The sequence below is a fragment of the Variovorax sp. P2_H12 genome, assembly GCF_056403395.1.
Genome location: NZ_JBFUFO010000075.1, coordinates 1 through 21,969 on the forward strand (window position 1 = coordinate 1; position 21,969 = coordinate 21,969).

Consider the following 21,969-nt stretch of genomic DNA (forward strand, 5'->3'; position numbering starts at 1 on the left):
GCAACCGAATGAAAGGGGCTCCCCCTCCCGATTAGACCGCTGCGTGTTGCGGTCGCCGGCAACTGAGTGCCACGATGGGGGTGCGAACTCCCATCTACTCATTCGAAAAGGGGAACCCCATGACTATTTTGTACGTCGGCATTGATCTCGCCAAGAATGTCTTCGCCGTCCACGGGGTCAATGACGCCGGCAAGCCCGAGCTCGTATCTCCCAAGGTGGCAAGGGCCAAGCTGCTGGAGTTGATCGCCTCGCTGCCGCCCTGCGTGATCGGCATGGAAGCGTGCTCCGGCGCGCACCACTGGGCGCGCCAATTCATAGCCTATGGTCACACGGTGCGGCTGATGGCGCCGAAGTTCGTCAGTCCGTATCGCCTGTCTGGCAAGCGTGGCAAAAATGACGCCGCCGACGCAGCGGCGATCTGCGAAGCAGTGCAGCGACCGAACATGCGCTTCGTCCCGATCAAAAGCTTGGAGCAGCAATCGCAACTGAGCGTTCATCGCGTCCGCCAAGGATTCGTCGAGCAGCGCACGGCCACCATCAACCGGATCCGCGGGTTGCTCAGCGAGTTCGGTGTCGTGCTGCCGCTGAAGGCGTCGACCGTGCGCAGCCAGGCCATGGCCTGCCTGGAGGATCTGCCCGGGTGGAGCAACACAGTCATCGGTGATCTGCTGAGTGAGTTGACGCGTCTGGACGAGCGGATCGCACTCTACGACCGGCACATCGCGCAAATGGCGCGCGAAGACACTCGGGCCCAACAACTCATGCGCCTGCGCGGGGTCGGCCAAACCACCGCCACCGCGCTGCTGGCAATGATCGGCAACGGACATGAATTCAAGTGTGGTCGCCAATTCTCAGCCTGGCTTGGCCTGGTACCCAGCCAGTACAGCTCGGGCGGCAAGGCACGCCTTGGCCACATCACAAAAGCCGGGGATCCGTACATCCGATCGCTGCTGGTGCTCGGCGCCCGTGCGGTACTCCATGCAGCCCAGAACAAGACCGACGGCGTCAGCCGATGGGCGGCGGCGCTCGCCGCGCGACGCGGCTACTGGCGAGCGATCGTAGCAATCGCTGCCAAGAATGCGCGCATGGCGTGGGCCGTACTGTCTCGAGGGGAGCAGTTCACGATGCCAGCCTGACCTGTGGCTCGGCAATTCAAACCATTCGACCCGGGAACTGCAACGAATTGATCTCCACCGCCGCTTGACGGCCTAAAGTGATGAAGCAAGGTTGGACCTGCGCGGGGTGTGCCTGTAGATTGATAGGAGAAGGTCAACGCCATCCTCGAAAACCGAATGAGGCCCCCGCGCGCGTCTCTCATCAGGGTCCGCAGCCATCAGAACGCTGCATCAATGACCGTTTGTAGTACAGCCAGTCCGCATCCTTGTCTCGCCACAGATGTCGCCCCGCAGATCCGGCGGCATGACCAATCAGCAGGCCAACGACCCTCAATACGCGAGAGGCTGTAAGGCCGAACATTGCTTGCATTCCAGGGGAGCCCTTGTAGTATCAATCTGCACCGCGAGTCGGACAACACGCGCCTCGCGTACCGTGCGGCGATGCGCTACTGGGCCGCCTGGTTCGGCGCGCGCTACGGCCGGCAGATGGCGCTGCCGGTTCCGGTGCCCGTCGTGGTCCAGTTCATCGTCGACCACGCGGAGCGCTCGACCAAGGCGGGCCTGGAGCACCAGCTGCCGCCCGAAATCGATGAGGCCCTGGTCGAGGCCGGGTTCAAGGGCAAGCTCGGGGCGCCGGCCCTGAACACCCTGATGCACCGGATCTCCGTGCTCTCGATGGCCCACCACCTGGCCAAGCAACCCAATCCGTGCGTGGACGCGACCGTGAAGGCGCTGCTGAGCAAGACAAGAAAAGCCTACGCCAAGCGCAACGCCCTGCCCCACAAGCAGCGCGCGCTGACCAAGGAGCCGCTGGAGGCGGTTTTAGAAACCTGCGACGACTCGCTGAAGGGAAAGCGCGACCGCGCCCTCCTCCTCTTTGCCTGGGCCTCGGGCGGGCGCCGGCGTTCGGAAGTATCAGAAGCGGTGTTCGAGAACCTGCACCGCGGCGATGAAGGCGCCTATCTGTACACGCTGGCCAGCTCGAAGACGAACCACAACGGGAAAATCCGCCCGGAAGACGTGAAGCCAGTGGTCGGGTCAGCGGCCAATGCGCTGGACGCCTGGCTCAAGGCGAGCGGCATCACCTCGGGGCCCCTCTTCCGACGGATCCTCAAGAACGGGAAACTGGGCACCGACGGGCTCTCGGGGACGGCGGTTCGGGACATCGTGAAGGCCCGGTGCTCACTCGCCGGCGTGGGGGAAGACTTCTCGGCGCATTCGCTGCGATCGGGGTTCATCACCGAGGCGGGACGTCAGAACATGCCGCTGCAGGAGACCATGGCGATGACCGGGCATCGCAGCACGGACACAGTGGCGGGATACTTCAGAGCGGGTGCCGCTCAGGTGAGCGGAGTGGCCAGGATGATGGACTCGGGAAAACGTACTTCTGCGGAGGATTGATCCTAGACACCTTGGATTCGAATCCCTCCATCTCCTCCAGAACAGCCGCCTTGCGCGGATTTTTTTTGCCCAGAATGCCGCAAACCCGCGCCAGCTGAGCGCCCTCGCCTACTGCATTCGGCCCGAGACGGATTCCACCCACCTGGACTGGCTGAAGACGCCCTCGCGGCGACATGGACCGGCAAGCTTGGCCGAAACGCTGGAGAAGGTGCGCTTTCTGAAGGCGCTCGGAGCCGACACCTGGGACCTGAGCGGCGTGACACTGGCCAAACAGCAGGCGTACGCCAGGCAGGTGCAGTCGAGACGCCCGGCCAAGACGCGCGAGATCAAGCCATCGCGGCAGATGGCGTTGGAAAGGCCTTGGACGAGGCCGCGCTGCAGTGTGAATGGCCCAAGGCGATCACTGTGGACAACGGCACGGAGTTCACCTCCAAGGCGCTCGATGAATGGGCTTGGCGGCGTGGTGTCAGGCTCGACTACACGCGCCCCGGAAAGCCCGCGGACAATGGGCTGATCGAGTCGTTCAATGGTCGGTTGCGCGACGAGTTCCTGAACGTCAACGAGTTCATCACGATGCAGGATGCGCGTGAGAAGTTGAGAAGTTGAAGGCTTGGCAGCATGACTACAACCATCACCGCCCGCACGGTTCGAGCGGCCACCTGACCCGGAGTGAGTTCGTCCAAAAGAGGTCAGATCAAGCAGCCGAAAGCCGCCCGACTCCAGTTTAGAAAGTGACCGGACAAGGGGGAGACGTCACTTATCCTTTTGGCGGCGTGACTTGGTGTACGTGGAAACGAGGCAGGGTCATTCATAGCATTTGGCATTGGTCAGTCACGCGAGCGTGTAAGCCGTCTTCACCGTCGTGAAGAACTCCTGCGCGTACTTGCCCTGCTCGCGCGGGCCGTAGCTCGAACCTTTGCGCCCGCCAAAGGGCACGTGATAGTCCACGCCCGCAGTCGGCAGGTTGACCATCACCATCCCGGCCTGGCTGTGACGCTTGAAGTGCGTCGCGTACTTGAGGCTTGTGGTCGCAATGCCTGCCGAGAGACCGAACTCGGTATCGTTGGCCGTGACCAGCGCTTCCTCGTAGTCCTTGACGCGAATCACGCTCGCGACGGGGCCGAAGATCTCTTCCTTGTTGATGCGCATCGCGGCCACGGATTCGCTGAACAGCGCCGGAGACATGTAGAAGCCGTTGGTGTCCAGCTTCAGGCGCTGGCCGCCCGCTGCCAGGGTCGCGCCTTCGCTCTTGCCGATCTCGATGTAGCTCAAGTCCTGCTCCAATTGGCTCTGGCTGGAGACGGGGCCTATGTCGGTGCCCTGCGCCAGCGCATCGCCCACCTTGATCTTCGTCATCCGCTCCTTCATCGCCTCGATGAACCTCGGGTAGATACCCTGCGTCACGATCAGCCGGCTCGACGCCGTGCAACGCTGGCCGGTCGAATAGAACGCGCTCTGCACGCTCAGTTCCACCGCCTGCGCAAGGTCGGCATCGTCGAGCACCACCTGCGGGTTCTTGCCACCCATTTCGAGCTGCACCTTCTTGTGGTTCTCCACGCACTTCATCGCGATGCGTCGACCCACGCCGACCGAGCCGGTAAAGCTCACCGCATGGATGTCGGGGTGATTGACCAGCGCATCGCCAATCACGCTGCCGCGGCCCATCACCAGGTTGAAGACGCCCGCCGGGATGCCCGAGCGGCTGATGATCTCGGCCAGCGCCCAAGCGCAGCCCGGCACCAGGTCCGCGGGCTTGAGCACCACGCAGTTGCCAAAGGCCAGCGCCGGCGCGATCTTCCACGCGGGAATCGCGATCGGGAAGTTCCACGGCGTGATGAGGCCGACCACGCCAACCGGCTCGCGCGTGATCTCGATACCGATGTTGGGCCGCACCGACGGAATGACTTCGCCCGCCAGGCGCAGGCATTCGCCCGCGAAGAACTTGAAGATCTGGCCGGCGCGGGCGGTCTCGCCCATGGCTTCGGCCTTGGTCTTGCCTTCTTCGCGCGCCAGCAGCGTGCCCAGTTCTTCCTTGCGCGCAAGGATCTCGTTGCCGATCTTGTCGAGCGCGTCGCTGCGCGCCTGGATGCCGCTGTTCGACCATATGGGGAAGGCCGCGGTCGCCGCGGCCACGGCCGCCTCGACTTGCGCGGCGTCGCCCTGCGCATATTCGGCGATGGTGTCGCCTAGGTTGGACGGGTTCAGGTTGGGGCTGTAGCTGTTGCCCTTGACCCATTGGCTGTCAATGAGGTTGTCGTGTTGTTGCATGTATCTGTTCTCAAATGCGGTGATTTGCGCTCCGCGCGCGACGGCCGAGAGCCCCTCCGATTGCGCTCATGCGCATCATGGCGTTGCCCATCGCGACCGGAGGTCGAATGGAGAGAGACGGTTGGCATCACAGTCGAAACCGTGATCAAGGTGCGTCAGAGCGAGTGTGTCTGCCGCGATGCGTCTTTCGCTATTCGGGTGATTTGCCCACCATCCTCGCTGCGCGCAGAAAATCGAAATCGACGCCTTTGTCGGCTTGCGTCACGGTCTGCAGAAAGAGCTTTCGATAGCCGCGCTCGGCTGTCGGCTCGGTCACTGGAGACTCCTTGGCGCGGCGTGCCAATTCTTCGTCGGATACCAGCATCGAGATCTCGCGATTGGCTACGCTCAGGCGAATCTGATCACCGTTGCGCACGTACGCCAACGGCCCGCCGATGGCGGCTTCGGGTGTCACGTGCAACACGATGGTGCCGAACGCCGTGCCACTCATGCGGCCGTCGGAGATGCGCACAATATCTTTGACCCCGGCGCGCGCCAGCTTGCGCGGGATCGGCAGGTAGCCGGCCTCCGGCATGCCGGGGGCACCCTTGGGACCGATGTTCTTTAGCACCAGCACGTCGTCGGCCGTCACGTTGAGTGCGTCGCTGTCGATGCGGTTGGCCATATCTTCGATGTTCTCGAACACCACCGCACGACCGACGTGCTCCATCAATTTCGCGGTGGCCGCCGATTGCTTGATGATGGCGCCGGCAGGCGCCAGGTTGCCGCGCAGTACCGCGATGCCGCCCTGCGGATAGATTGGTCGGGAAATACTGCGCACCACGTCCTGCTTGAAAGCGGGGCCAGCGCGCTCGATCTCTTCACCCAATGTGCGGCCGGTCACCGTCAGCGCTTGGAGCTTAAGTAGTGGCTTCAACTCGCGTAGCAGCGTGGCCATGCCGCCGGCGCGGTGAAAGTCTTCCATGTAATGCTGGCCGGAAGGTTTCAGGTCGAGAAGAACCGGCGTGTCTCGACCCATTCGGTCTAACGCCGTCAGATCAATTTCAAGGCCCACGCGACCCGCGATCGCGGTCAAATGCACGATGCCGTTGGTCGAGCCGCCGATCGCCAGCAGCACACGCATGGCGTTCTCGAACGCCGCAGGTGTTAGCACCTTGTCGATGGTCAGCCTATCGCGCGCAATCTGCACGGCTTGCGAGCCTGTCTGTTCGGCGATGCGGATGCGGTCCGCAGTTGCCGCAGGCGGCGAAGCGCCACCTGGCATCGTCATGCCCAGCGCCTCCGCAATACACGCCATCGTGCTGGCCGTGCCCATCACCGAGCATGTGCCCACGCTTGCGACGAGCTGATTGTTCACGTCGGCGATTTCCTCGGCATCAACCTCGTCGGCGCGATACTTACCCCAGTAGCGCCGACAGTCGGTGCATGCGCCCACGCGCTCGCCGCGGTGGCTGCCGGTAAGCATGGAGCCGGTGATCAGCTGGATGGTGGGAATGCCAGCCGAGGCCGCGCCCATCAACTGCGCCGGAACGGTCTTGTCGCAGCCGCCAATCAGCACCACCGCATCCATCGGCTGCGCGCGCACCATCTCTTCGGTGTCCATCGACATCAAGTTTCGAAGATACATGCTGGTTGGCGCGGCAAAACTCTCGTGCACCGATATCGTCGGAAACTCCATCGGCAGCCCCCCTGCCAACATCACGCCCCGTTTGACGGCCTCGATAAGTTGCGGCGCGTTGCCGTGGCACGGGTTGTATGCGCTACCGGTATTGGCGATACCGACTACTGGCCGGTCGAGCGCAGTATCAGTGAAGCCCGCGCCCTTTATGAAAGCCTTTCGCAGAAACAGCGAAAAGCCTTGATCGCCATAGCTTGTGAGGCCCTTGCGCATGCCGGAGGGATCGGCGGCATCGTCAGGTTCGAACGGAGAATTTGTCATGTGGGGCAGTAAATTTAGAGCTGGGAGCGAAGAGTGCCCCAGCAAGGAGTGCTTGCAGTACGTTTAGTCAGGCGCTTCTCAAAAACTTCCTGACGCGCCGACCGCACCATCACCCGCCGTAATTGAACGAAATGTTGGCCGACTTGGCCAATTCGCTCCAGCGCTTCAACTCTGAGCTATTCCACGCGACGAATTCGTCGACACGACGGAATTTCGGTTCGAACCCTGCTGTGATCAACCGTTCCTGGTTTTGGGGCGTGGACAAGCCTTCAACAATGTCGTTAGACAGCCTTTTCATCAGTTCGGCGGGAACACCCGCGGGCGCGTAGATGCCCAGCCAGCTGGTGACATCGAAACCGTTCATGCCCTGCTCCTGCATGGTAGGCACATCGGGAAGCTGTCTGACTCGGTAAACGCTGGTAGTCGCAAGCACATTGATCCTGCGGCCCGCCAAAAGTGGCAATGTCGGAGGCACGTTCATAAAGCAAAGGTCCAGGTCGCCATTGGAAACGCCCACAAGCGCTTCGGTCGACGACTTGTATGGCACATGGGAGACCTTCAAACCTGCACGAAGCCCGAACAGTTCGCTTGTCAGATGGGACGAAGTACCCAGACCATTGCTGCCGTACAAGGCCGGCTTGTTGCTGGCTTTCAGACTCTGCACCAGTGCCTGCACCGTTTTGGCCGGATGATCGGCACGCACGACTAGCACGTTCGCAAACTCGCCCACTTGCGCGACCGGCGAAAGCACTTTTGGAATATCGATGGGCAGCCCCTTGATCGTGGCAGACGGAAGCACATTGTTGCCGAGACCACCGGTCGCTAGGGTGTAACCGTCCGGCGCCGAAGCGGCGGCGGCTTGCATCCCGATAAGCCCACCCCCTCCAGCGCGGTTCTCGATGATCACGGTCTGGTGGTACTTGGCGGTCAGGACTTCCGCCACAAGACGCCCCATTAAATCGGTCGGACTGCCGGGCGCTGCGGACGCGATGATTTTGATCAGGCGAGAGGGGTAAGCCGCCGCCTGCGCTCTTGCTTGCCCCACAGTAGCCAGGCCCGCGAGTATTCCGAACGATTTGAGTATGAAGCGCCGGTCATGCATTTGACTCTCTCCAATTAGGTACGTGATCGAACTCAACCAACATTCATTCGCTTGGCAATAAGTGCCCTGCACGCGTGCCGCCCATGCGTCGTTTCGGCATGGCCGGACTGCGCACCATCGCTATCGAAAACTGCTGTCCCAGACCTGCGGATTCACCATGGCCTTCGGTGTTTCGCCACGCAAGGCGCGCACAAGGTTGTCGGTTGCCAAGGCGATCATGGCTCGGCGCGTCTCCACGGTGGCACTTCCGACGTGCGGCTGGAGCACCACATTGGGCAGACTGCATAGAGGGCTCGCAGCATCCAGCGGCTCTTGAACCATTACGTCCAATCCGGCACCAGCGATGCGCTTGCTGCGCAGGGCCTCGATCAGGGCAGTCTCATCGACCACCGGGCCGCGCGAGGTATTGATCAGATAGGCGCTCGTCTTCATCAAGGCGAATTCCCGCTCGCCTACCGAGTTGCGGGTCGCATCCGTCAGCGGCACATGCACGCTCACGACGTCGGACTGCTCAAACAATTCATCGCGCGCTACATATCGGGCCAACTTCTGCGCCTCAGCATCTTCGTCTCGAGTACGGTTGTGGTAACACACATCCATGTCGAACGCTTTCGCCCTCTTGGCCACCATCTTGCCTATGCGGCCCATGCCGAGAAGGCCCAGCGTTTTTCCGGCAACGTCGATCGCCAACGGCGCAGCTGCCGCTTTCCAGCCTCCTGTGCGGACAAAGTCATGCAAGGGAACCATATTCCGCGTGAGGCACAACAACAAGCCGAAGGTCAAGTCCGCCACAGCAGCGTCCAACACACCCGGCGTGTTGCACACCAGCACGTTGCGTTCGCTCACGCGGTCGATTTGTACATTGTCGAAACCAACGGCATAGTTGGAAATGACTTTCAAGTTGGGAAAGGCATCGAGCAACGTGTCGTCCACACGAGTGCGAAGCGTGCACAGCATGCCGGTGACCGCGTGACGATCTGATGCGGGCACTACCTCGTTTGGCGGCGTTCCGCTTGGAACGATGATCACCGGAGTAATCTTCTTGACTTGCGCGAGCAAATCTTCAGGAAGGGGCGCAGAAATAATGACGGTCATTTGTGAAAGTCTTCGAGTAAATGAAACGGTGATCAGGCGAGGCCTTCGATGTCCTGGGCGAAGACGGGCTCTACCGACCCGGAAGCGGGAGTCCCGGCTTCGGCGGTGGCGTCGACTATCCGGCACAAGAGCCAGATGCCGTCTTGTGGGTTCTCGAAGACCTCGATCAGTTGGCCAGCCCTGGTGCGCAGGCGAACACCGGGTTGCACATCAACGAGATTCAAAGTTTGCAACGTTGCCATGGTTGGTCCTCCGCTACATCTGCAGTTGCTCGCAGGGCATCGCAACTTCGATGCCGTCCAGCGAATCATCCATGATGATCTGGCAGGCGAGACGGCTACACGGCCCCGACTCTGGGACGAACTCGACTAGCGCGAGTTCACTAGGGCTGGGTGCTTCGAGCTTGTCCATCCAAGCCGTGTCGACAATGACGTGGCAGGTTCCGCATATCGCTCCACCGCCGCATTCAGCCACGATGCCTGCGATGAGGTTTTCACGGGCCGCTTCCATCAGGCTTACACCTGGCGCGACGTCGAGTTCTTGCTGTGTACCGTCGGCTTGTTTGAAAACAACTCTAGCCATGTTCGCTCTTTTCGTAGTCTGTCGGGAGGAGCCTTTGGAGGGCGGGTCGTGGGTCCGAGCGCGTCAGAAGAAGGTCGTGAGTGCCTTCGCCATCAGAACCGATTGGTTCAAAAATACGTCGCGCTTGATGATCGTGATGTCGTCGTCTGATAGGCGCAGCGTGTCTTCGCGCTTGCCGACGAACAGATTGCTCTCCGACTGCAGTCGGTGCTGCGATACCAGAAAGCGCGAGCGTACAAGCACGGCCTGCGCACCGTCGGTCAGGGGCTCCGATCCGATGATGCGAATGTTGGTCACCAAGTGCGAGACGCGGGACGTCGGCTCCTCGGCCCAGTGAATGCCAGTTTTGATTTGCGCCACGCGCTGGCGCAGCGTCGCAATGCCTTCGTCGAACCAGGCTACCTCGCCAGCGGCTGTGTACTCTCGGTCCATCTGGTCGCGGCGCACATTGCGCGCGATCGGCATGCGGTAGCGGATGCTCTCATCAAGCAGCCCTAGCCACTCCTCATATCGCCGCTCGTCCAGAAGGTCGGCTTCGAGATGCAGGAACTGCGAGACGCGCCACCAGACCTCTGGCGTATTCATGGCGATGGGTTCAGACATGCACAGCCTCCGCCTGCGATTCGGCCATCAGGTCTTCCCATGTCAGGCCCTCCATGAACTGACGCCAGCGGCGATAGAAGATGCGGGCATTCTCTTCGGTAAACTCGCCGTTCTCTACCGCGCCTTTCAGGCCCGGCACTGGCTTTGCATGACCGAGCCCCATCTGGTAGTTGAAGAACATCCGTGAAGCGATCTCGCCCATACTGGCTTCGGTCGCCCCGGTCCAGTTCTCCATGTCGTCCGACTCTGTCATCCCGCCGGGCCCGGAATAACGCAGGAAATAGCTCCTTGCCGCTTCCTTCACTGAATCGGGCGCGTCCTTGTCCACCAGGTACATGCGCCACATCTCCATTTCTGTCGGACTGATCGGGTGAAACACAGCGAGAGTCCGCGGCTGCCTTCCATGGAAGGACATGTTCGGAAAGATTGTTCCGACGGAGTGCGTGACTCGCATCCGGTCACCTAGCGTCGTAACACGCTTTTCGTGAATCTGGCGGTAGTAGCTTTCAACCTCGGGGTTCTGTGCATAGGTCGGCGCATAAGGAGCTTCTTCATAGTGAGGCATACGGCCCAACACGCCGTGCCCGAGGGACTTAAAGCCAACCGTCATGCGGTGCGGCATCGGGTCGCGCCGACCTTTGCCGCCGCTCGGGCCGATTCCGACGATGTCCACCGAACGGTGGCTAATATCGTGGTAAAGATCACCGATGAAGTTCTCCGGTGCGAGCTTCCAGTTGCATTTCACGCGCCACTTCTGAACTCCGGCGATCAGTTCGGAGCCGCCAGGACTGCCGTCGCGGTGGTCGAGGGCGTAGTCGAGGTAATGCCGCATGTCGCCCAGATAGTCGAGGAAGGCTGGCGCTTGCTCGTCCCATGTCGCCCAGATCGTGCCCTTGTAGTTTTCGACTTTGGCGACACGCTTGAGTGCCCAGTTCTTCTTCTCGAGTTCGCCGTGGTAGTAGGTCGCGAAGCCTGGCACCCCCACGAGAGCACCAGGTTGCTCCGCCAGGCGCCCGTCGGTCGTAAAACTCCAGCCGTGATAGGGGCAACTGAAGGTCCGGTTGTTGCCTTGGTCATAGCGGCACAACTTCATCCCGCGATGCGGGCAACTGTTGAGGAACACGTGGATTTGCCCTTGCCGGTCGCGCGTCAGAATCACAGGGTCGGTGCCCATGCGCGAGATGAAGTAGTCGTCCGGATTGGGGATCAGGCTTTCGTGCCCGACGAACAGCCACGTCTTAGCAAAAATGCTCTTGATCTCTGCGTCGAAGATTTCCTGGTCGACGAAAATGCGCCGTCCGATTAGCCCTTCATCGGGCTTGGCAAGGGCTTGGATAGTTTCAGGCTTCACTGTGTTGCTTCCCCAATAAAAGTTTGGTTGCACCCGAATCGGATCGGGCCTGTTGCTGCCTCAGTCGTGCCGCCGTGTTGAGGACATGCGCATCAGCCCGCTCGCGCGCCAGGTCCGGATCGGAGGCCTCGATCGCGGCCAGTAGCAGTTCGTGCTCTTTTTGGGAATGGGACGCGCGTCCTGCCTTTTTCGAGTTCTCGCGAGACACCGTCAGGTTCTTCTTGTAGAGCTCCGCAAGGAACTCGAACATCGTGACGTAGTGATCGTTGCGGGTGGCCACGGCGATCGCGCGATGAAAATCCAGATCGGCCTGCACCCCGACGGCAACGTCGCCCGAGCGGATAGCCCTACGCATCTGATCGACCGCCTCATGCATCATCTTGAGGTCTTCTGCGGTGCGCCGCTGGGCAGCAAGCGATGCGGCAATGATCTCGATGCCATGCCGTAGTTCTACGATCGCCAACGCCTCCTTGGAGTCGCCGGCTTCGGCGGCATGAATCTTCAGCACAGAGGGTGTGCGGTTCAATGTGACGATCAAGCCCCGACCCTGTTTGCTGGCCACATACCCTTCCGCCTTGAGGCGGGCAACTGCCTCTCTCAACACTGTGCGCGACACACCCATATGGGTGGCGATGGTCTGCTCAGGAGGCAGAACGTCCCCCAGCGAATACCGTCCGCCCGTGATCTCAGAGAGCAGCAACCCCCTGACGCGCTCGGTCAGATTTGGCTCCGCGCGCAACGATTCGACAACACTGGGTTCAGCTAGAAAAGTCATGATTCGATCTTTGTAGGATAATAGCACAATAAGTTTATCGCGCAATGCTTATCGTACAAAAGGTTGCCGGCTTCGGCTTGATGGCTGCCAACCGGCGTTTCATGGGTTTTTGGCGCAGATGGGCTTGTCGGCGACGAGGCGTTTCGCCATCAATCCGGAGTGCAAGGTGTTCAAGGTGGCATGGTGGTGGACCGCCCGCCAATGCCGGGGCCCGTAGCGGCCGAGGCCCTTCAGAACTGCTAGTTGCGCTCGATGCGCCAGCGCTGATGGGCAACGCTGACAGTTCGTTGGTGGTGATGTCCTCGTGTAGCGTGGACGGGAGGTACTTGCGCGGCTCATCGCCGTTCACCGGCCATCGACTCGGTGAGCGGCTACCGCACTGCGTCTTTGGGCGAACTCACTCGGGGTCTGATGGCCGAGCAACCTGTGGGCCGCGATGGTTGTGGTTGTGGTTATCTACCAAGTTTTGACCGGACCCGAATCCTGTATCGCGATGACCTCTGGCCAACAACAATTATTGTGAGCGGCGTGTCAAAGCAGTTGACACCGGACGGAACTCGCTGGCACGAGAAGCCTGCACGTTGTAGCGGCTACGCAGAAGTGCACGAGGCGGGTCTGCGGCACCCAGATGCTCCCGCCAAGAACCTTTACGACGCCGGAGTTCCCTTTCGTCCGGACACTGAAAGCTTGGGAAGCAGGAATATTGGGTAGGTCAGGATTCCGCGACCCGATAGCGCAAGGCGGAGCACCCCCTCTCGTGATCAGGGCTGCGCCTTGTCGGCCTCAGTAGTGAACGAGTCCGCGTAGAACTCGTCGGCCGGCAGCCCAGCGTTGGCCGTGTACTCGGCGCGCGCCGAATCGACCACAATGGGCGCGCCACAAGCATAGATTTGGTGGCCCGACAGGTCTGGAAAGTCTTCCAGCACTGCCTTATGCACGAAACCGATGCGGCCGGTCCAGTTGTCCTCAGGCATGGCGTTTGAGATCACGGGCACATAGCTGAGCTGCGGCATCTCGGCCAGCTTGTCGCGCACCCACAAGTCCAAATATAGGTCGGCAGGACGTCGGCCTCCCCAGTAGAGGGTGGCGGGCCGTACTATCCTGTTGCACTCCATGAACTCGATCACCGCCTTGATCGGCGCAAAGCCGGTACCCGAGGCCAGAAGCACCATTGGCTTGGTGGAGCTCTGACGCAGGATGAAGCTGCCGTAAGGTCCTTCGATGCGCAGGATGTCTTTTTCCTTCATCGCGGTGAAGACATGATCCGTAAATTTGCCGCCGGGCATGTGGCGGATGTGCAGTTCGAGGTTGGGGCTGAGCGGGGGGGTGCCATCGGGTTGAAGCGCGTTGGGCGGCGCGTTTGCGACCGAATAGCTGCGCCGGACGCCGTCGCGCAGAACGAACTCCACATACTGGCCCGCGTGGTAGCGCATCGGGTCGTTAACGGGCAGTTGCAGCTTGACCAGCATCACGTCGTGAGACTTTTTCTCCAACATCGTTACGCGCGAAAGCATTGTCTTGATGGGAAATCCGCTCTCGTCAGTGATTTTCCGAGATTCCAGCACTACGTCGGAGTGGGGCACCCCGCAGCAGGTCAACACGAAGCCCGCGGCCTCTTCCGCGGGTGACAGCGCCTTGCTCTGGTGCGGCCGATGAACGACGATGCCTTTGATCTTTTTGCACTTGCACACTCCGCAGACGCCGTCCTTGCAGCCGTAGGGCAGCCCAAAACCTTGGCGAATGCCGGCGGCAAGGATTGTCTCGTCAGGTTTGCTTGAGAACGAACGGTCGCCGGGTTGTACGGTAACCTTGAATGTGGTGGCCGTCGGCGTCATGGTCTTTGTCGCTGTGGCTTCGGTAGCGGTCATGTCTTTAAGTATTCGCTGTGCGTAGTTCATTCGACGCGGCCGAAAGAGCGCAAGATGAATCCTGATGGCATCTCATCTATCCAAGATCGTTGATCCGGCATCGACTCGCGCGACAGATTGATCGGCCAGACTGAACCGCTGCTTCGCGCTGTGCGCGTTCAACAACTCAATGAACCAGCTGCGCTCACACGTTGGAGCAATGCAGCGACCACCGCCCACGATTGATGCCGCACGATTTGGACGATACCAAGGTGCTAAAGCAAGGCGTGATGCACTCCGGATTTAGGCCATCACGTAGACCTTCCGTAGAGTTTCGATCACAACCCATGTTCCTTTGGTTTCAGGCGGAAAGACGACGATGTCACCGGCCCCGAACGCCACGGTATCACCGCCCTCGTGGGTGAACGTTGCAACTCCCGAAAGAATGAACATCAGCTCGCCTGTCAGCGTGTCACGTTTGAAGGTGCCGGGAGCGGACTCCCAGATACCAAACCTGAATTGCTCGGATCCGGGCATGGCGAACTTCTCGCCGATCCGCACCGGATCGGTAGCCCCCGGGTTTCCGGGTCGGGCAGCCAGCGTGAAATCGAGGAGGCTTCGCTTAGAGAATGTCTGAATGGTCATATGAATGAAACGCGGATGAAGTTCGCGCCAGTGAACCGAGCGCAATCGATGACTTACAAATACGATTATACGATATATGCTGGTCTGTCATGTGAAACTTGCAAAGGTTTTGGTGCAAACCGAACGTCAAGCAACGCCCGCGCGTGACTTCCTGCGATTTACAGAGCTGCCAACACTGCATTCCAGATCGCAGGCGCACTGCGGTCTGTGAGACGCTGCTCGCTTAGATCGAACTGGCCCTTGTGAATCTTGCGCAGCAACTCATTTCCCGCGATCGTGATGGCCGCAGTCTTGAACTGCTTGAAGCCGAGCATCGGACCGACGCGGAGCTTCACGCCTCGGTGGTCTTGCTCGATCTGATTGTTCAAATACTTGGAGGACCGAAGCTTCAGGCCTTCGGGCAGCAGCCCGTCCGCCTTGATCTCGCGCACCGCTCGGTGCGATGCGGCGTAGCCATCCAACGTGATGGTTTGCGGCACGCCCTGACTTTTGACCGCCTTGCCGAAGAAGGCCTTCGCCGCAGCGACGTCGCGCTTGGCGCTGAGTCTGAAATCGACCGTTTGGCCTGCCCGATCGGTTTTGTCGCGCTAAGCCGGTCGAGGCGGACGAAGTCCGGCAATTTTGGGTCAACGGACGGAGAGACTGTAGAAGTAATCGGCATCTGAAAATGCCAGGCCACCGGGGCAGCGCAGCTGCCCCTTCTTGACCATGTGCATCGTCTCGATGCCGGCGATCAGCCGGGCAGCACAGTCAAAAGACTTGAATCCCATCATCGGCCCGATTCGCCGCAGCAAACCGGCGACGGGTGCCAGGCCGCGATTCGGCGTCGAGCCCATAGCCCTGTCCTTCTGGGCGTTCTCCTCGCGAAAAATCGGATCGGTGGCCGCATAGCGGACGCTGGCAGTCACTTGTAGCCGGCTTCTTCAAAGTCCGCTATCGCAATGCCGACTTAGGGCGGCCAGGGCTGACCAACAGCCGTGAGCTGCCTCGCTGGAGGCGCAGTGCCAAGCTCGAAATGAAACTCTTTGGTTCCATTGAGATAGCGCGCGCACCCAATGGGTAGACCGGCTGCACCGAATCTGCGTGTCAAACTTGACGGTTTTCCGAGGAGCCAAGCGCCCCGCGACGGATGCGACGCACCCAGGGCCCCACGTCCCGTGCCTCCGCCCTTTGTGCTTCAAACCAGGTGATAGGCCGGCGCGTTGGCCGCAGGCTGGGCCTGCGCGTTCTCGTACGAACGGATGACGCCGCGCAGCCGCTCGCATTCACGCTCCAGGGCGGCGACCCAGGCGCGGGCGTGTTGGGCTTCGTTGTAGGCCTGCGTGTGCAGGGCGGCCATGCCCCAGCGGCTCTCGAACCAGAGGGCCAGGTACACCGCCCGGGGTGCGTTGCCGCTGGCCTGGTAGCGCTGCAGGGTGCGCAGGCTCACGCCCAGGTGGCGGGCGACGTGCTTGCGCGGCTCGACCTGGTCGGCGAGCAGGTAGTCCAGGGGTGGCAGGCGGGCGAACGAGGGCGCGAGGAAGGGCATGAGAGGGCTCCTGCGAGGATGCCAAATGTGCGAGAGCCGGCCATGCCGCCCCCGCAAGGCCATGACAGTTTGTCGCAGGGTCACGCCAGACCGCGGCGCCCTCTTCTTCCTATGCCATGCGGGCTTTTCCGGGGCGGAGAGCGAGTGAGAAAAGTCAAATCCCCCCGGCTGGATCAAAAAGAGTTTGAGCAGGCATTGCGCAAGGCTTGCAAATCAATGAACCCTTCGCCGAACGCTGCGAACTCAGAGGCGCGTCAACGTGCTCCGAAAGCAACAGCTCGTTCAACGCGGCAAAACTAACCGATCGCTCCGGCCTTCGGCTGACAAGGACCTGTAGTGCAGAGGCAAGGCAGTCACGGCGTTCGTCGGATCCCATCAGAAGAGGCCAGAAATGCGACATTTCAACTTCGCTGGCGCTGCGACATTTGAAAGCAGCGTTGACAACTCACGTTGCGTGTCAGCCACGAGTGAGTTGAGACAAGCTGCACCCGCGCGCGGGCGGCTTCGAGCGCGAAATGACCCGCGGAGAGACGAGGACTGCGCCAGTAGTGTTCTACAAGGAAGGTCAACGAATCGAAGTCGGTGGCGTGAACGGGCCGCTCAGCACGCGGCGAAAGTTCCCGCAGCAATGCGCATCTCCAGGCGCGTCGAGCCGCGCACAGCAGGCCGCACAGCCGTGCGAGGCACACAGCGCTGCGCGCGGCTCAGTCCGCCGTCGCGCCGCCCCCGTCGCGGAAAAAGAGGTCGGTGCGGCGATGCTCCCATGCCGGCAACCCGGCGCGCAGGGCCGTTACCCGCTCGGGATCGATATCGGCCAGGATATAACCGGTGCGGTCCGGCATGCAGGCCAACACGGTGCCCCAGGGATCGACAATCATGCTGCGCCCGAGACACGGCAATCCCGGCCCGGCGCCGCCGATCTGCGCGGCGGCCACCACATAGCACTGGTTTTCAATGGCGCGTGCGCACAGTAGAGTCTCCCAGTGATCCCGCCCGGTATGCAGATTGAAGGCGGCAGGCACCACTAGGACATTGGCGCCACGCCCGCGCAGCGTGCGATACAGCTCCCCGAAGCGCAAGTCGTAACATATGCTGAGGCCAAGCGTCAGCCCCGCCGCCTCGACGGTCTGCAAGTGTTCGCCGGGCGCGAAGTCGGCAGACTCCCGATAGGAGACACCGCCGACCACCGCGTCATACAGGTGGACCTTGCGGTAGCGCGCGGCAATGGTGCCGTCCGGCGCAAAGGTAATGCCGCTGTTGCCGAGCCGGGACTGGTCCGCCAGCCGCTCGTGCATCGAGCCAAGGTGAATCCAGCAGCCGGTGCGCTGCGCCAGCGCCGCGATGTGCCCGGTGACCTCGCCGGGTATCGGGCTGGCCGCCACTCGCAGCGTTTGCGCGTCGCCGCGCACATCGCTGTATTCCGGCGTGACGATCAGCTTGGCGCCGTCGCCGGCCGCGGCCAATATCCAGCGCTCCAGCGCCGCCAGGTTCGCGTCGCGGTCTTGCTGGCTGTCGAGTTGAATCGCTGCCACTCTGATTGGCATGACTGCTCCTTATTCCGTTGCCTGCGGCTCGCCTGCCTGCGCGAGCAACCCTTGCGCCACCACCCGCGCTATACGCGCCAGCAGTTCGGCGCCATCTCCGCCATCGAGCGTGTGCGCGGTACGGGGATCGGTGAATCCATCGGCCAGCACAGCCAGCACCGCGCTGCAATCGCCCACGGTGAGGATGCCGGCGTCATGGCGCAGGCCCGGCAACTGGCCGGTTTTGTTGGCGAGATGCGCTTGCCCCGGCAGTGCGGCGCCGAAGTGGGCGCGATCGCGCTGGTCGGCCAGCAAGGAAAGCGCGAAGGTCCGCAGTGCCGCCGGCAACGAGGCCTCGCGCAACAGCCAGCCGAGCGCCGCCGCGGCATCGCCCGCACAGGTGAAATTGTCCAGACCAGCCTTCCTCGCCCCGGCGTCCATCATGCGCCGCTGCAAACAGCTTCCCGCGAGGCCGGCACGCCGGCACCACTGCGTAACCTCTGCGCAGCCGAGCAAGCCGATTAGGGCGTTGGTGGCCACGTTGTCGCTGAGCACGATCATCAGCCGCGCCAGTTCCGCCAGCGACAGGCTGGCCACGCTGGGCAACTGATGGAGAATGCCGGTGCCGCCCGCGCGCGCGCCCGCCTCCAGGGGAAGTTGCTCGTCGAGTCGGTAGCTGCCACCCGCCACCCGCTCCAGCAGGGCCAGCAGGATGGGGAGCTTGATGATGCTGGCGGACGGCCGCACGCGGGCGGCGTCGCGCTCCAGCACTACGCTGCCGTCAAGGCCCCGCAGACTGATCGAAACGCGTGCCGGTGTCGCCGCGAGCAGCGGCGCCAGGCCGGCTTCGACATGCTGGCGCAATGCGTGCGCGTCCAGCGGATGCGATCCTAGCGGGAACATGATCTCTCTCCTTAAACCAGGAAGAAGAACAGGGAGGAGAACAAGCACAGGTTCACCACGATCACGGCCCAGCCGTTGTAGAGCATGTATTTGAGCTGGGTCGAGCGCGCCAGCCCCATCTGGCCGAACATGTCGGAGGTGGGGAACGGCCCGAACCAGTCGATCTGCGAGCTGCCCAGGATCACCGCGGTGGTGGCCGCCSGGCCGACCCCGGCGGCCGCCAGCAGCGGACCGAAGATCTTGGCCGTGAACGTCATCTGCGCCACCGCCGCGCCAGGGATATGCCCGATCACGTTGAACCACAACACGATCACGCACAGCATGGCGCCGCCGATGCCGGCCAGGTGCGGGCTCGCCAGGTCCAACAATGCGTGGTAAGCGTTGAGCTTGTCGACCAGCACCAGCACCGGATTGAATAGCCAGAACAGGAAGAAGATCCAGATCAGCTTGCCGGCGCCCGCGTACATGGCCTGCAGGATGGCGCGCGGGCTCATGCCTCCGGCCAGCCCGGTGGTTGCGGCAAGCGAGACCATGACGATGATGGCGAACGCGTAGCCCGCCTTGGCCAACACCCCGGCCACCGCCATTGCGACGATGGTCAGACAGAAGGCCCACGCCGCGCGCACGGCCTGGCGCGACGGCTTGGCGTTGAGGTCGATGGCAGCCATGCCGCCCGCGCCCGCCTCTTCATACTGGTGACTGGCTTCGGTCATCTTCTGGATACGACCCGACATGAACCAGCCGCTCAGCAACGTCGCGGCGGCCATCGGGATGCCGGCCACCAGCAGGTACTCCGGGTAGCTCAGGCCAGTCAGCCCGGTCACCGTGACCACGTTGGGTGTGAAGGGCCCCAGCACCAGCCCGGCCGACCCGGCGGTCTGGAACAGAGCGGCTACCGCGGGAGGCGACAGGCGTACGGCGGCGGCAATCGGGATCACCACGGCAGCGATGATGGCATTGCCGCCAGCCAGCGTGCCCAGCGCGCCGCAGATCAGCGTCGAGGTCACCATGATGCCAAGGCGCACGCGCACCTGGTTGGACAGCCCGATGCGGCGCACGATGGCGCGCACCATCTGCTCTGCGGCCCCGGTGCGGGAGGCGACCTCGCCTACGCCTGCACCCAGCACGATGATCAGACCAACCACCGCGATAAAGGAACCTAGCGAGTCCGCCAGCAGCTTGCCCATGCCGATGGGCGTGGTGCCCGTCATGATGGCGCCGAGCACGATCGCGGCGATGGTGGATAGCACGATATCCACCCCCAAAAGTGCAATGACAGCAAATACCAGTACCGGCGTCAGTCCCCACAGGCTGGTTTGACCTGCCATGGTGGAGTGGGTGTACAGCGCAATCGCCAGTCCAAGCAAGAATACCGCGATGGCGGCATTGCGCCGGCCTGGTTGCAGCGCGCCAGCAGCGGGCGGCCGCGAGGCAGCTGCCTTCTGTGTCAATAAGGTCATGTCGTCTCCGTTCTTTCAAATCTCTTGTTCAGCCGTTACGCTCCCCGCGTCCGGCCTTCTTGCACTTATTGCGGTGTGATCCCGGCCTTGCGGATCACCGCGCCCCAGCGCTCATATTCCCCGCCGATCTGGCGCGCGAAAGCCTCCGGGCCGTTCCCGACCGGATAGGCGCCAGCATCGACCAGCCGTTGCCGGGTACCTGAATCCTTGAGCGCGGCGATAGAGGCATCCGACAGCCTGGTGCGCACGTCGGCGGGCAGTTGTGCCGGCGCCACCACGCCATACCAGGCGCTGCCACAGGGGCAAGGATTTCTTCATTGTTTGGCCTCCTCGGGTAGTCAAGGCTTATCTGCGCGCCCAGAGTTCAGCGGGTAAGGAATTGGCCGGCGGCGGCGCCGGTTGCGCCTTCGCTCCCCCAGACCTCACAGCCGTTCACATAGACTTGCTCGATCCCCGCTGACAGCTCGCACGGCTGGGTATAGTCAGCACGGTCGATCACGCTGCCGGGATCGAACAGCACCAGGTCCGCCGCATATCCTTCGCGTAGCACGCCACGCCCGGGCAGCCCGAAGACCGCGGCGGGCAGCGAGGTCATGCGGCGGACCGCGTCCTCCAGCGTCAGCAGTCCGAGTTCGCGCGCGTAGTGGCCGAGCACGCGCGGGAAGCTGCCCCACAAGCGCGGGTGCGGATAGGGTCCGGGGATGCCGTCCGAGCCGATCATGGTGCGCGGATGCGCCAGCACGCGGCGCAGGTCGGCCTCGTCCATCTGGAAGTAGATAGCGGTGGCGGGTCCCAACCGCGCCGCCGCTTCTTCCTGCGACACCCCCCATTCGGCGGCGATCTCGTGCAGGTCGCGGCGGGCCTGCTCGGGATGCGGCTGCGAGCTGGTGACGATGATGCGCTCAGCTTCACCAACGAACTCTGGCAACAGAACGGTGGAACTTGCGGTATAGGGATAGACATCGAGGGCGACGTCCTGTGTGGCAAGCGCCCGGTCGATCAGTTCGAGCGTCACCGTGGTCTTGCCGAAATTACTGCGGCCGATGCATTTGTGGTGGGAGATCACGACGGGGATGGCCGCCTCGCGGCCAATCTCCAGCGTCTCGCGCACGGCTTCGATCACCTGGTCACGTTCGCTGCGCATATGCGTGGTGTAGATGGCACCGGGATGGCTCGCCGTCACCCGCGCCAGCGCGACCACCTCTTCCGTGGGCGCCGCGCGGCTGGCGGGATAGCTCAGCCCCGTGCTCAGGCCGAGGCCTCCGTCCTGCAGGGCCTGCGCCAGGGCCGCGCTCATCGCCTCGATCTCGCCGGCGCTCGCGGCGCGGGTGGTGTCCTGCATGGCCCCCGCGCGCAACGTGCTGTGCCCCACCAACAGGCCGACATTGACGCTAGGCGGCGCGGCCTCAAGCGCGCTTCGGTATTGCGCCACGGTGGCAAAGCAAAAGTCGGGCATTTCCCCGAGCAGCGTCAGCGGCTGGGGCAAGGGATTGCGCGGCACCAGCGGCGCGATGCTGATCCCGCAATTGCCGGCAATCACGGTGGTTACGCCCTGGCTGGTCTTGGCCGGCATCGACGGCGTCTTTAGCAAGGCGCTGTCGTCGTGCGTATGTACGTCGATAAAGCCCGGCGCCAGCACGCGGCCAGCAGCGTCGATGGTACGGACGGCGTCCCACCCAGCGCAGTCGCCTACGGCGGCAATGCGGTCGCCGGTCACCGCCAGCGCGCCGGATCGCCGGGGGGCGCCGGTGCCATCAATCAGTTGACCGTTCAGGAACAACAAGTCGCAAGAGGGCATGGTTCAATTCCGGGAAGCCGACCCGCGACGCGCG

At 62.4% G+C, this 21,969-nt stretch carries 20 protein-coding genes and 3 pseudogenes; 4 read left to right on the forward strand and 19 right to left on the reverse strand.

The window, feature by feature from the left end; all coding sequences use genetic code 11:
- Nucleotides 1–119: 119 nt before the first annotated feature.
- The 4 genes and pseudogenes from AC1DYK_RS34275 to AC1DYK_RS34290 all read left to right on the forward strand — a co-directional run bounded on the left by AC1DYK_RS34275 (nucleotide 120) and on the right by AC1DYK_RS34290 (nucleotide 3,244).
- Complete coding sequence (locus AC1DYK_RS34275) at nucleotides 120–1,136, forward strand: IS110 family RNA-guided transposase (protein ID WP_478170358.1); 1,017 nt, start codon at nucleotides 120–122, stop codon at nucleotides 1,134–1,136.
- Between the two features lie 339 nt (nucleotides 1,137–1,475).
- Nucleotides 1,476–2,516 carry a site-specific integrase gene (locus tag AC1DYK_RS34280; protein ID WP_478170359.1) on the forward strand — a complete coding sequence of 347 codons (1,041 nt, stop codon included), beginning with the start codon at nucleotides 1,476–1,478 and terminating at the stop codon, nucleotides 2,514–2,516.
- Between the two features lie 240 nt (nucleotides 2,517–2,756).
- Nucleotides 2,757–3,119 (forward strand): annotated as a pseudogene (locus tag AC1DYK_RS34285) (integrase core domain-containing protein); the annotation flags it as partial.
- Nucleotides 3,119–3,244, forward strand: a complete 126-nt coding sequence (locus tag AC1DYK_RS34290) for a hypothetical protein (RefSeq protein ID WP_478170360.1) — start codon at nucleotides 3,119–3,121, stop codon at nucleotides 3,242–3,244. The pseudogene AC1DYK_RS34285 and the gene AC1DYK_RS34290, both read left to right, overlap by 1 nt.
- Before the next feature lie 103 nt (nucleotides 3,245–3,347).
- Here the strand turns inward: AC1DYK_RS34290 and AC1DYK_RS34295 are convergent, their stop codons facing one another.
- The 19 genes and pseudogenes from AC1DYK_RS34295 to AC1DYK_RS34385 form a co-directional block, all read right to left on the reverse strand.
- The gene (locus AC1DYK_RS34295) at nucleotides 3,348–4,784 is read right to left on the reverse strand and encodes an aldehyde dehydrogenase family protein (RefSeq protein ID WP_478170361.1); all 1,437 of its coding nucleotides are present in this window, start codon (nucleotides 4,782–4,784) and stop codon (nucleotides 3,348–3,350) included.
- A 190-nt stretch (nucleotides 4,785–4,974) separates the two neighbouring features.
- Nucleotides 4,975–6,723 carry an IlvD/Edd family dehydratase gene (locus tag AC1DYK_RS34300; protein ID WP_478170362.1) on the reverse strand — a complete coding sequence of 583 codons (1,749 nt, stop codon included), beginning with the start codon at nucleotides 6,721–6,723 and terminating at the stop codon, nucleotides 4,975–4,977.
- A gap of 109 nt (nucleotides 6,724–6,832) precedes the next feature.
- Nucleotides 6,833–7,825, reverse strand: coding sequence for a Bug family tripartite tricarboxylate transporter substrate binding protein (locus AC1DYK_RS34305; protein ID WP_478158644.1), 993 nt, complete (start codon nucleotides 7,823–7,825; stop codon nucleotides 6,833–6,835).
- Between the two features lie 120 nt (nucleotides 7,826–7,945).
- Entirely contained in the window at nucleotides 7,946–8,920 is a 975-nt protein-coding gene (locus tag AC1DYK_RS34310; protein WP_478170363.1) for a 2-hydroxyacid dehydrogenase, read from the reverse strand.
- A 32-nt stretch (nucleotides 8,921–8,952) separates the two neighbouring features.
- A complete protein-coding gene (locus tag AC1DYK_RS34315) occupies nucleotides 8,953–9,162 on the reverse strand; it encodes a hypothetical protein (RefSeq protein WP_478158642.1) in 210 nt (69 codons plus the stop codon).
- 13 nt (nucleotides 9,163–9,175) lie between these two features.
- Nucleotides 9,176–9,502, reverse strand: coding sequence for a 2Fe-2S iron-sulfur cluster-binding protein (locus tag AC1DYK_RS34320; RefSeq protein WP_478158641.1), 327 nt, complete (start codon nucleotides 9,500–9,502; stop codon nucleotides 9,176–9,178).
- A gap of 63 nt (nucleotides 9,503–9,565) precedes the next feature.
- On the reverse strand, nucleotides 9,566–10,105 hold the full coding sequence (locus AC1DYK_RS34325) for a 3-phenylpropionate/cinnamic acid dioxygenase subunit beta (RefSeq protein ID WP_478158640.1): 540 nt from the start codon (nucleotides 10,103–10,105) through the stop codon (nucleotides 9,566–9,568).
- Entirely contained in the window at nucleotides 10,098–11,456 is a 1,359-nt protein-coding gene (locus AC1DYK_RS34330; RefSeq protein ID WP_478158639.1) for an aromatic ring-hydroxylating oxygenase subunit alpha, read from the reverse strand. The genes AC1DYK_RS34325 and AC1DYK_RS34330 overlap by 8 nt, the downstream gene beginning before the upstream one ends.
- Entirely contained in the window at nucleotides 11,446–12,231 is a 786-nt protein-coding gene (locus AC1DYK_RS34335) for a FadR/GntR family transcriptional regulator (RefSeq protein WP_477650592.1), read from the reverse strand. The genes AC1DYK_RS34330 and AC1DYK_RS34335 overlap by 11 nt, the downstream gene beginning before the upstream one ends.
- Before the next feature lie 761 nt (nucleotides 12,232–12,992).
- The gene (locus tag AC1DYK_RS34340) at nucleotides 12,993–14,066 is read right to left on the reverse strand and encodes a CDP-6-deoxy-delta-3,4-glucoseen reductase (protein ID WP_478170370.1); all 1,074 of its coding nucleotides are present in this window, start codon (nucleotides 14,064–14,066) and stop codon (nucleotides 12,993–12,995) included.
- 315 nt (nucleotides 14,067–14,381) lie between these two features.
- Nucleotides 14,382–14,723 (reverse strand): cupin domain-containing protein, encoded by a 342-nt coding sequence (locus AC1DYK_RS34345; RefSeq protein ID WP_478158638.1) that lies wholly within the window; start codon nucleotides 14,721–14,723, stop codon nucleotides 14,382–14,384.
- A 158-nt stretch (nucleotides 14,724–14,881) separates the two neighbouring features.
- A pseudogene (locus AC1DYK_RS34350) lies at nucleotides 14,882–15,298 on the reverse strand (DDE-type integrase/transposase/recombinase); the annotation flags it as partial.
- 51 nt (nucleotides 15,299–15,349) lie between these two features.
- Nucleotides 15,350–15,499 (reverse strand): annotated as a pseudogene (locus AC1DYK_RS34355) (IS6 family transposase); the annotation flags it as partial.
- A gap of 401 nt (nucleotides 15,500–15,900) precedes the next feature.
- Entirely contained in the window at nucleotides 15,901–16,251 is a 351-nt protein-coding gene (locus tag AC1DYK_RS34360; protein WP_478170364.1) for a hypothetical protein, read from the reverse strand.
- 704 nt (nucleotides 16,252–16,955) lie between these two features.
- Nucleotides 16,956–17,795: a carbon-nitrogen hydrolase family protein gene (locus AC1DYK_RS34365; RefSeq protein ID WP_478091543.1), complete on the reverse strand. Its 840-nt coding sequence runs from the start codon at nucleotides 17,793–17,795 to the stop codon at nucleotides 16,956–16,958.
- Nucleotides 17,796–17,804: 9 nt separating this feature from the next.
- Nucleotides 17,805–18,677, reverse strand: coding sequence for a serine hydrolase (locus tag AC1DYK_RS34370; protein WP_478091545.1), 873 nt, complete (start codon nucleotides 18,675–18,677; stop codon nucleotides 17,805–17,807).
- Between the two features lie 11 nt (nucleotides 18,678–18,688).
- On the reverse strand, nucleotides 18,689–20,137 hold the full coding sequence (locus AC1DYK_RS34375) for a gluconate:proton symporter (RefSeq protein ID WP_478170365.1): 1,449 nt from the start codon (nucleotides 20,135–20,137) through the stop codon (nucleotides 18,689–18,691).
- 65 nt (nucleotides 20,138–20,202) lie between these two features.
- Nucleotides 20,203–20,412, reverse strand: a complete 210-nt coding sequence (locus tag AC1DYK_RS34380) for a hypothetical protein (protein ID WP_478091547.1) — start codon at nucleotides 20,410–20,412, stop codon at nucleotides 20,203–20,205.
- Nucleotides 20,413–20,501: 89 nt separating this feature from the next.
- Nucleotides 20,502–21,935: an N-acyl-D-amino-acid deacylase family protein gene (locus tag AC1DYK_RS34385; protein WP_478091549.1), complete on the reverse strand. Its 1,434-nt coding sequence runs from the start codon at nucleotides 21,933–21,935 to the stop codon at nucleotides 20,502–20,504.
- Between the last annotated feature and the right edge of the window lie 34 nt (nucleotides 21,936–21,969).

Bases quoted from the DNA above. Each gene is read 5' to 3' on its own strand.
- AC1DYK_RS34345 (WP_478158638.1), bottom strand. From the start codon at position 14,723: ATGACCATTCAGACATTCTCTAAGCGAAGCCTCCTCGATTTCACGCTG.
- AC1DYK_RS34340 (WP_478170370.1), bottom strand. From the start codon at position 14,066: ATGACGCCGACGGCCACCACATTCAAGGTTACCGTACAACCCGGCGAC.
- AC1DYK_RS34300 (WP_478170362.1), bottom strand. From the start codon at position 6,723: ATGACAAATTCTCCGTTCGAACCTGACGATGCCGCCGATCCCTCCGGC.
- AC1DYK_RS34320 (WP_478158641.1), bottom strand. From the start codon at position 9,502: ATGGCTAGAGTTGTTTTCAAACAAGCCGACGGTACACAGCAAGAACTC.
- AC1DYK_RS34305 (WP_478158644.1), bottom strand. From the start codon at position 7,825: ATGCATGACCGGCGCTTCATACTCAAATCGTTCGGAATACTCGCGGGC.
- AC1DYK_RS34275 (WP_478170358.1), top strand. From the start codon at position 120: ATGACTATTTTGTACGTCGGCATTGATCTCGCCAAGAATGTCTTCGCC.
- AC1DYK_RS34360 (WP_478170364.1), bottom strand. From the start codon at position 16,251: ATGCCCTTCCTCGCGCCCTCGTTCGCCCGCCTGCCACCCCTGGACTAC.
- AC1DYK_RS34325 (WP_478158640.1), bottom strand. From the start codon at position 10,105: ATGTCTGAACCCATCGCCATGAATACGCCAGAGGTCTGGTGGCGCGTC.
- AC1DYK_RS34310 (WP_478170363.1), bottom strand. From the start codon at position 8,920: ATGACCGTCATTATTTCTGCGCCCCTTCCTGAAGATTTGCTCGCGCAA.
- AC1DYK_RS34370 (WP_478091545.1), bottom strand. From the start codon at position 18,677: ATGTTCCCGCTAGGATCGCATCCGCTGGACGCGCACGCATTGCGCCAG.
- AC1DYK_RS34295 (WP_478170361.1), bottom strand. From the start codon at position 4,784: ATGCAACAACACGACAACCTCATTGACAGCCAATGGGTCAAGGGCAAC.
- AC1DYK_RS34385 (WP_478091549.1), bottom strand. From the start codon at position 21,935: ATGCCCTCTTGCGACTTGTTGTTCCTGAACGGTCAACTGATTGATGGC.
- AC1DYK_RS34315 (WP_478158642.1), bottom strand. From the start codon at position 9,162: ATGGCAACGTTGCAAACTTTGAATCTCGTTGATGTGCAACCCGGTGTT.
- AC1DYK_RS34335 (WP_477650592.1), bottom strand. From the start codon at position 12,231: ATGACTTTTCTAGCTGAACCCAGTGTTGTCGAATCGTTGCGCGCGGAG.
- AC1DYK_RS34365 (WP_478091543.1), bottom strand. From the start codon at position 17,795: ATGCCAATCAGAGTGGCAGCGATTCAACTCGACAGCCAGCAAGACCGC.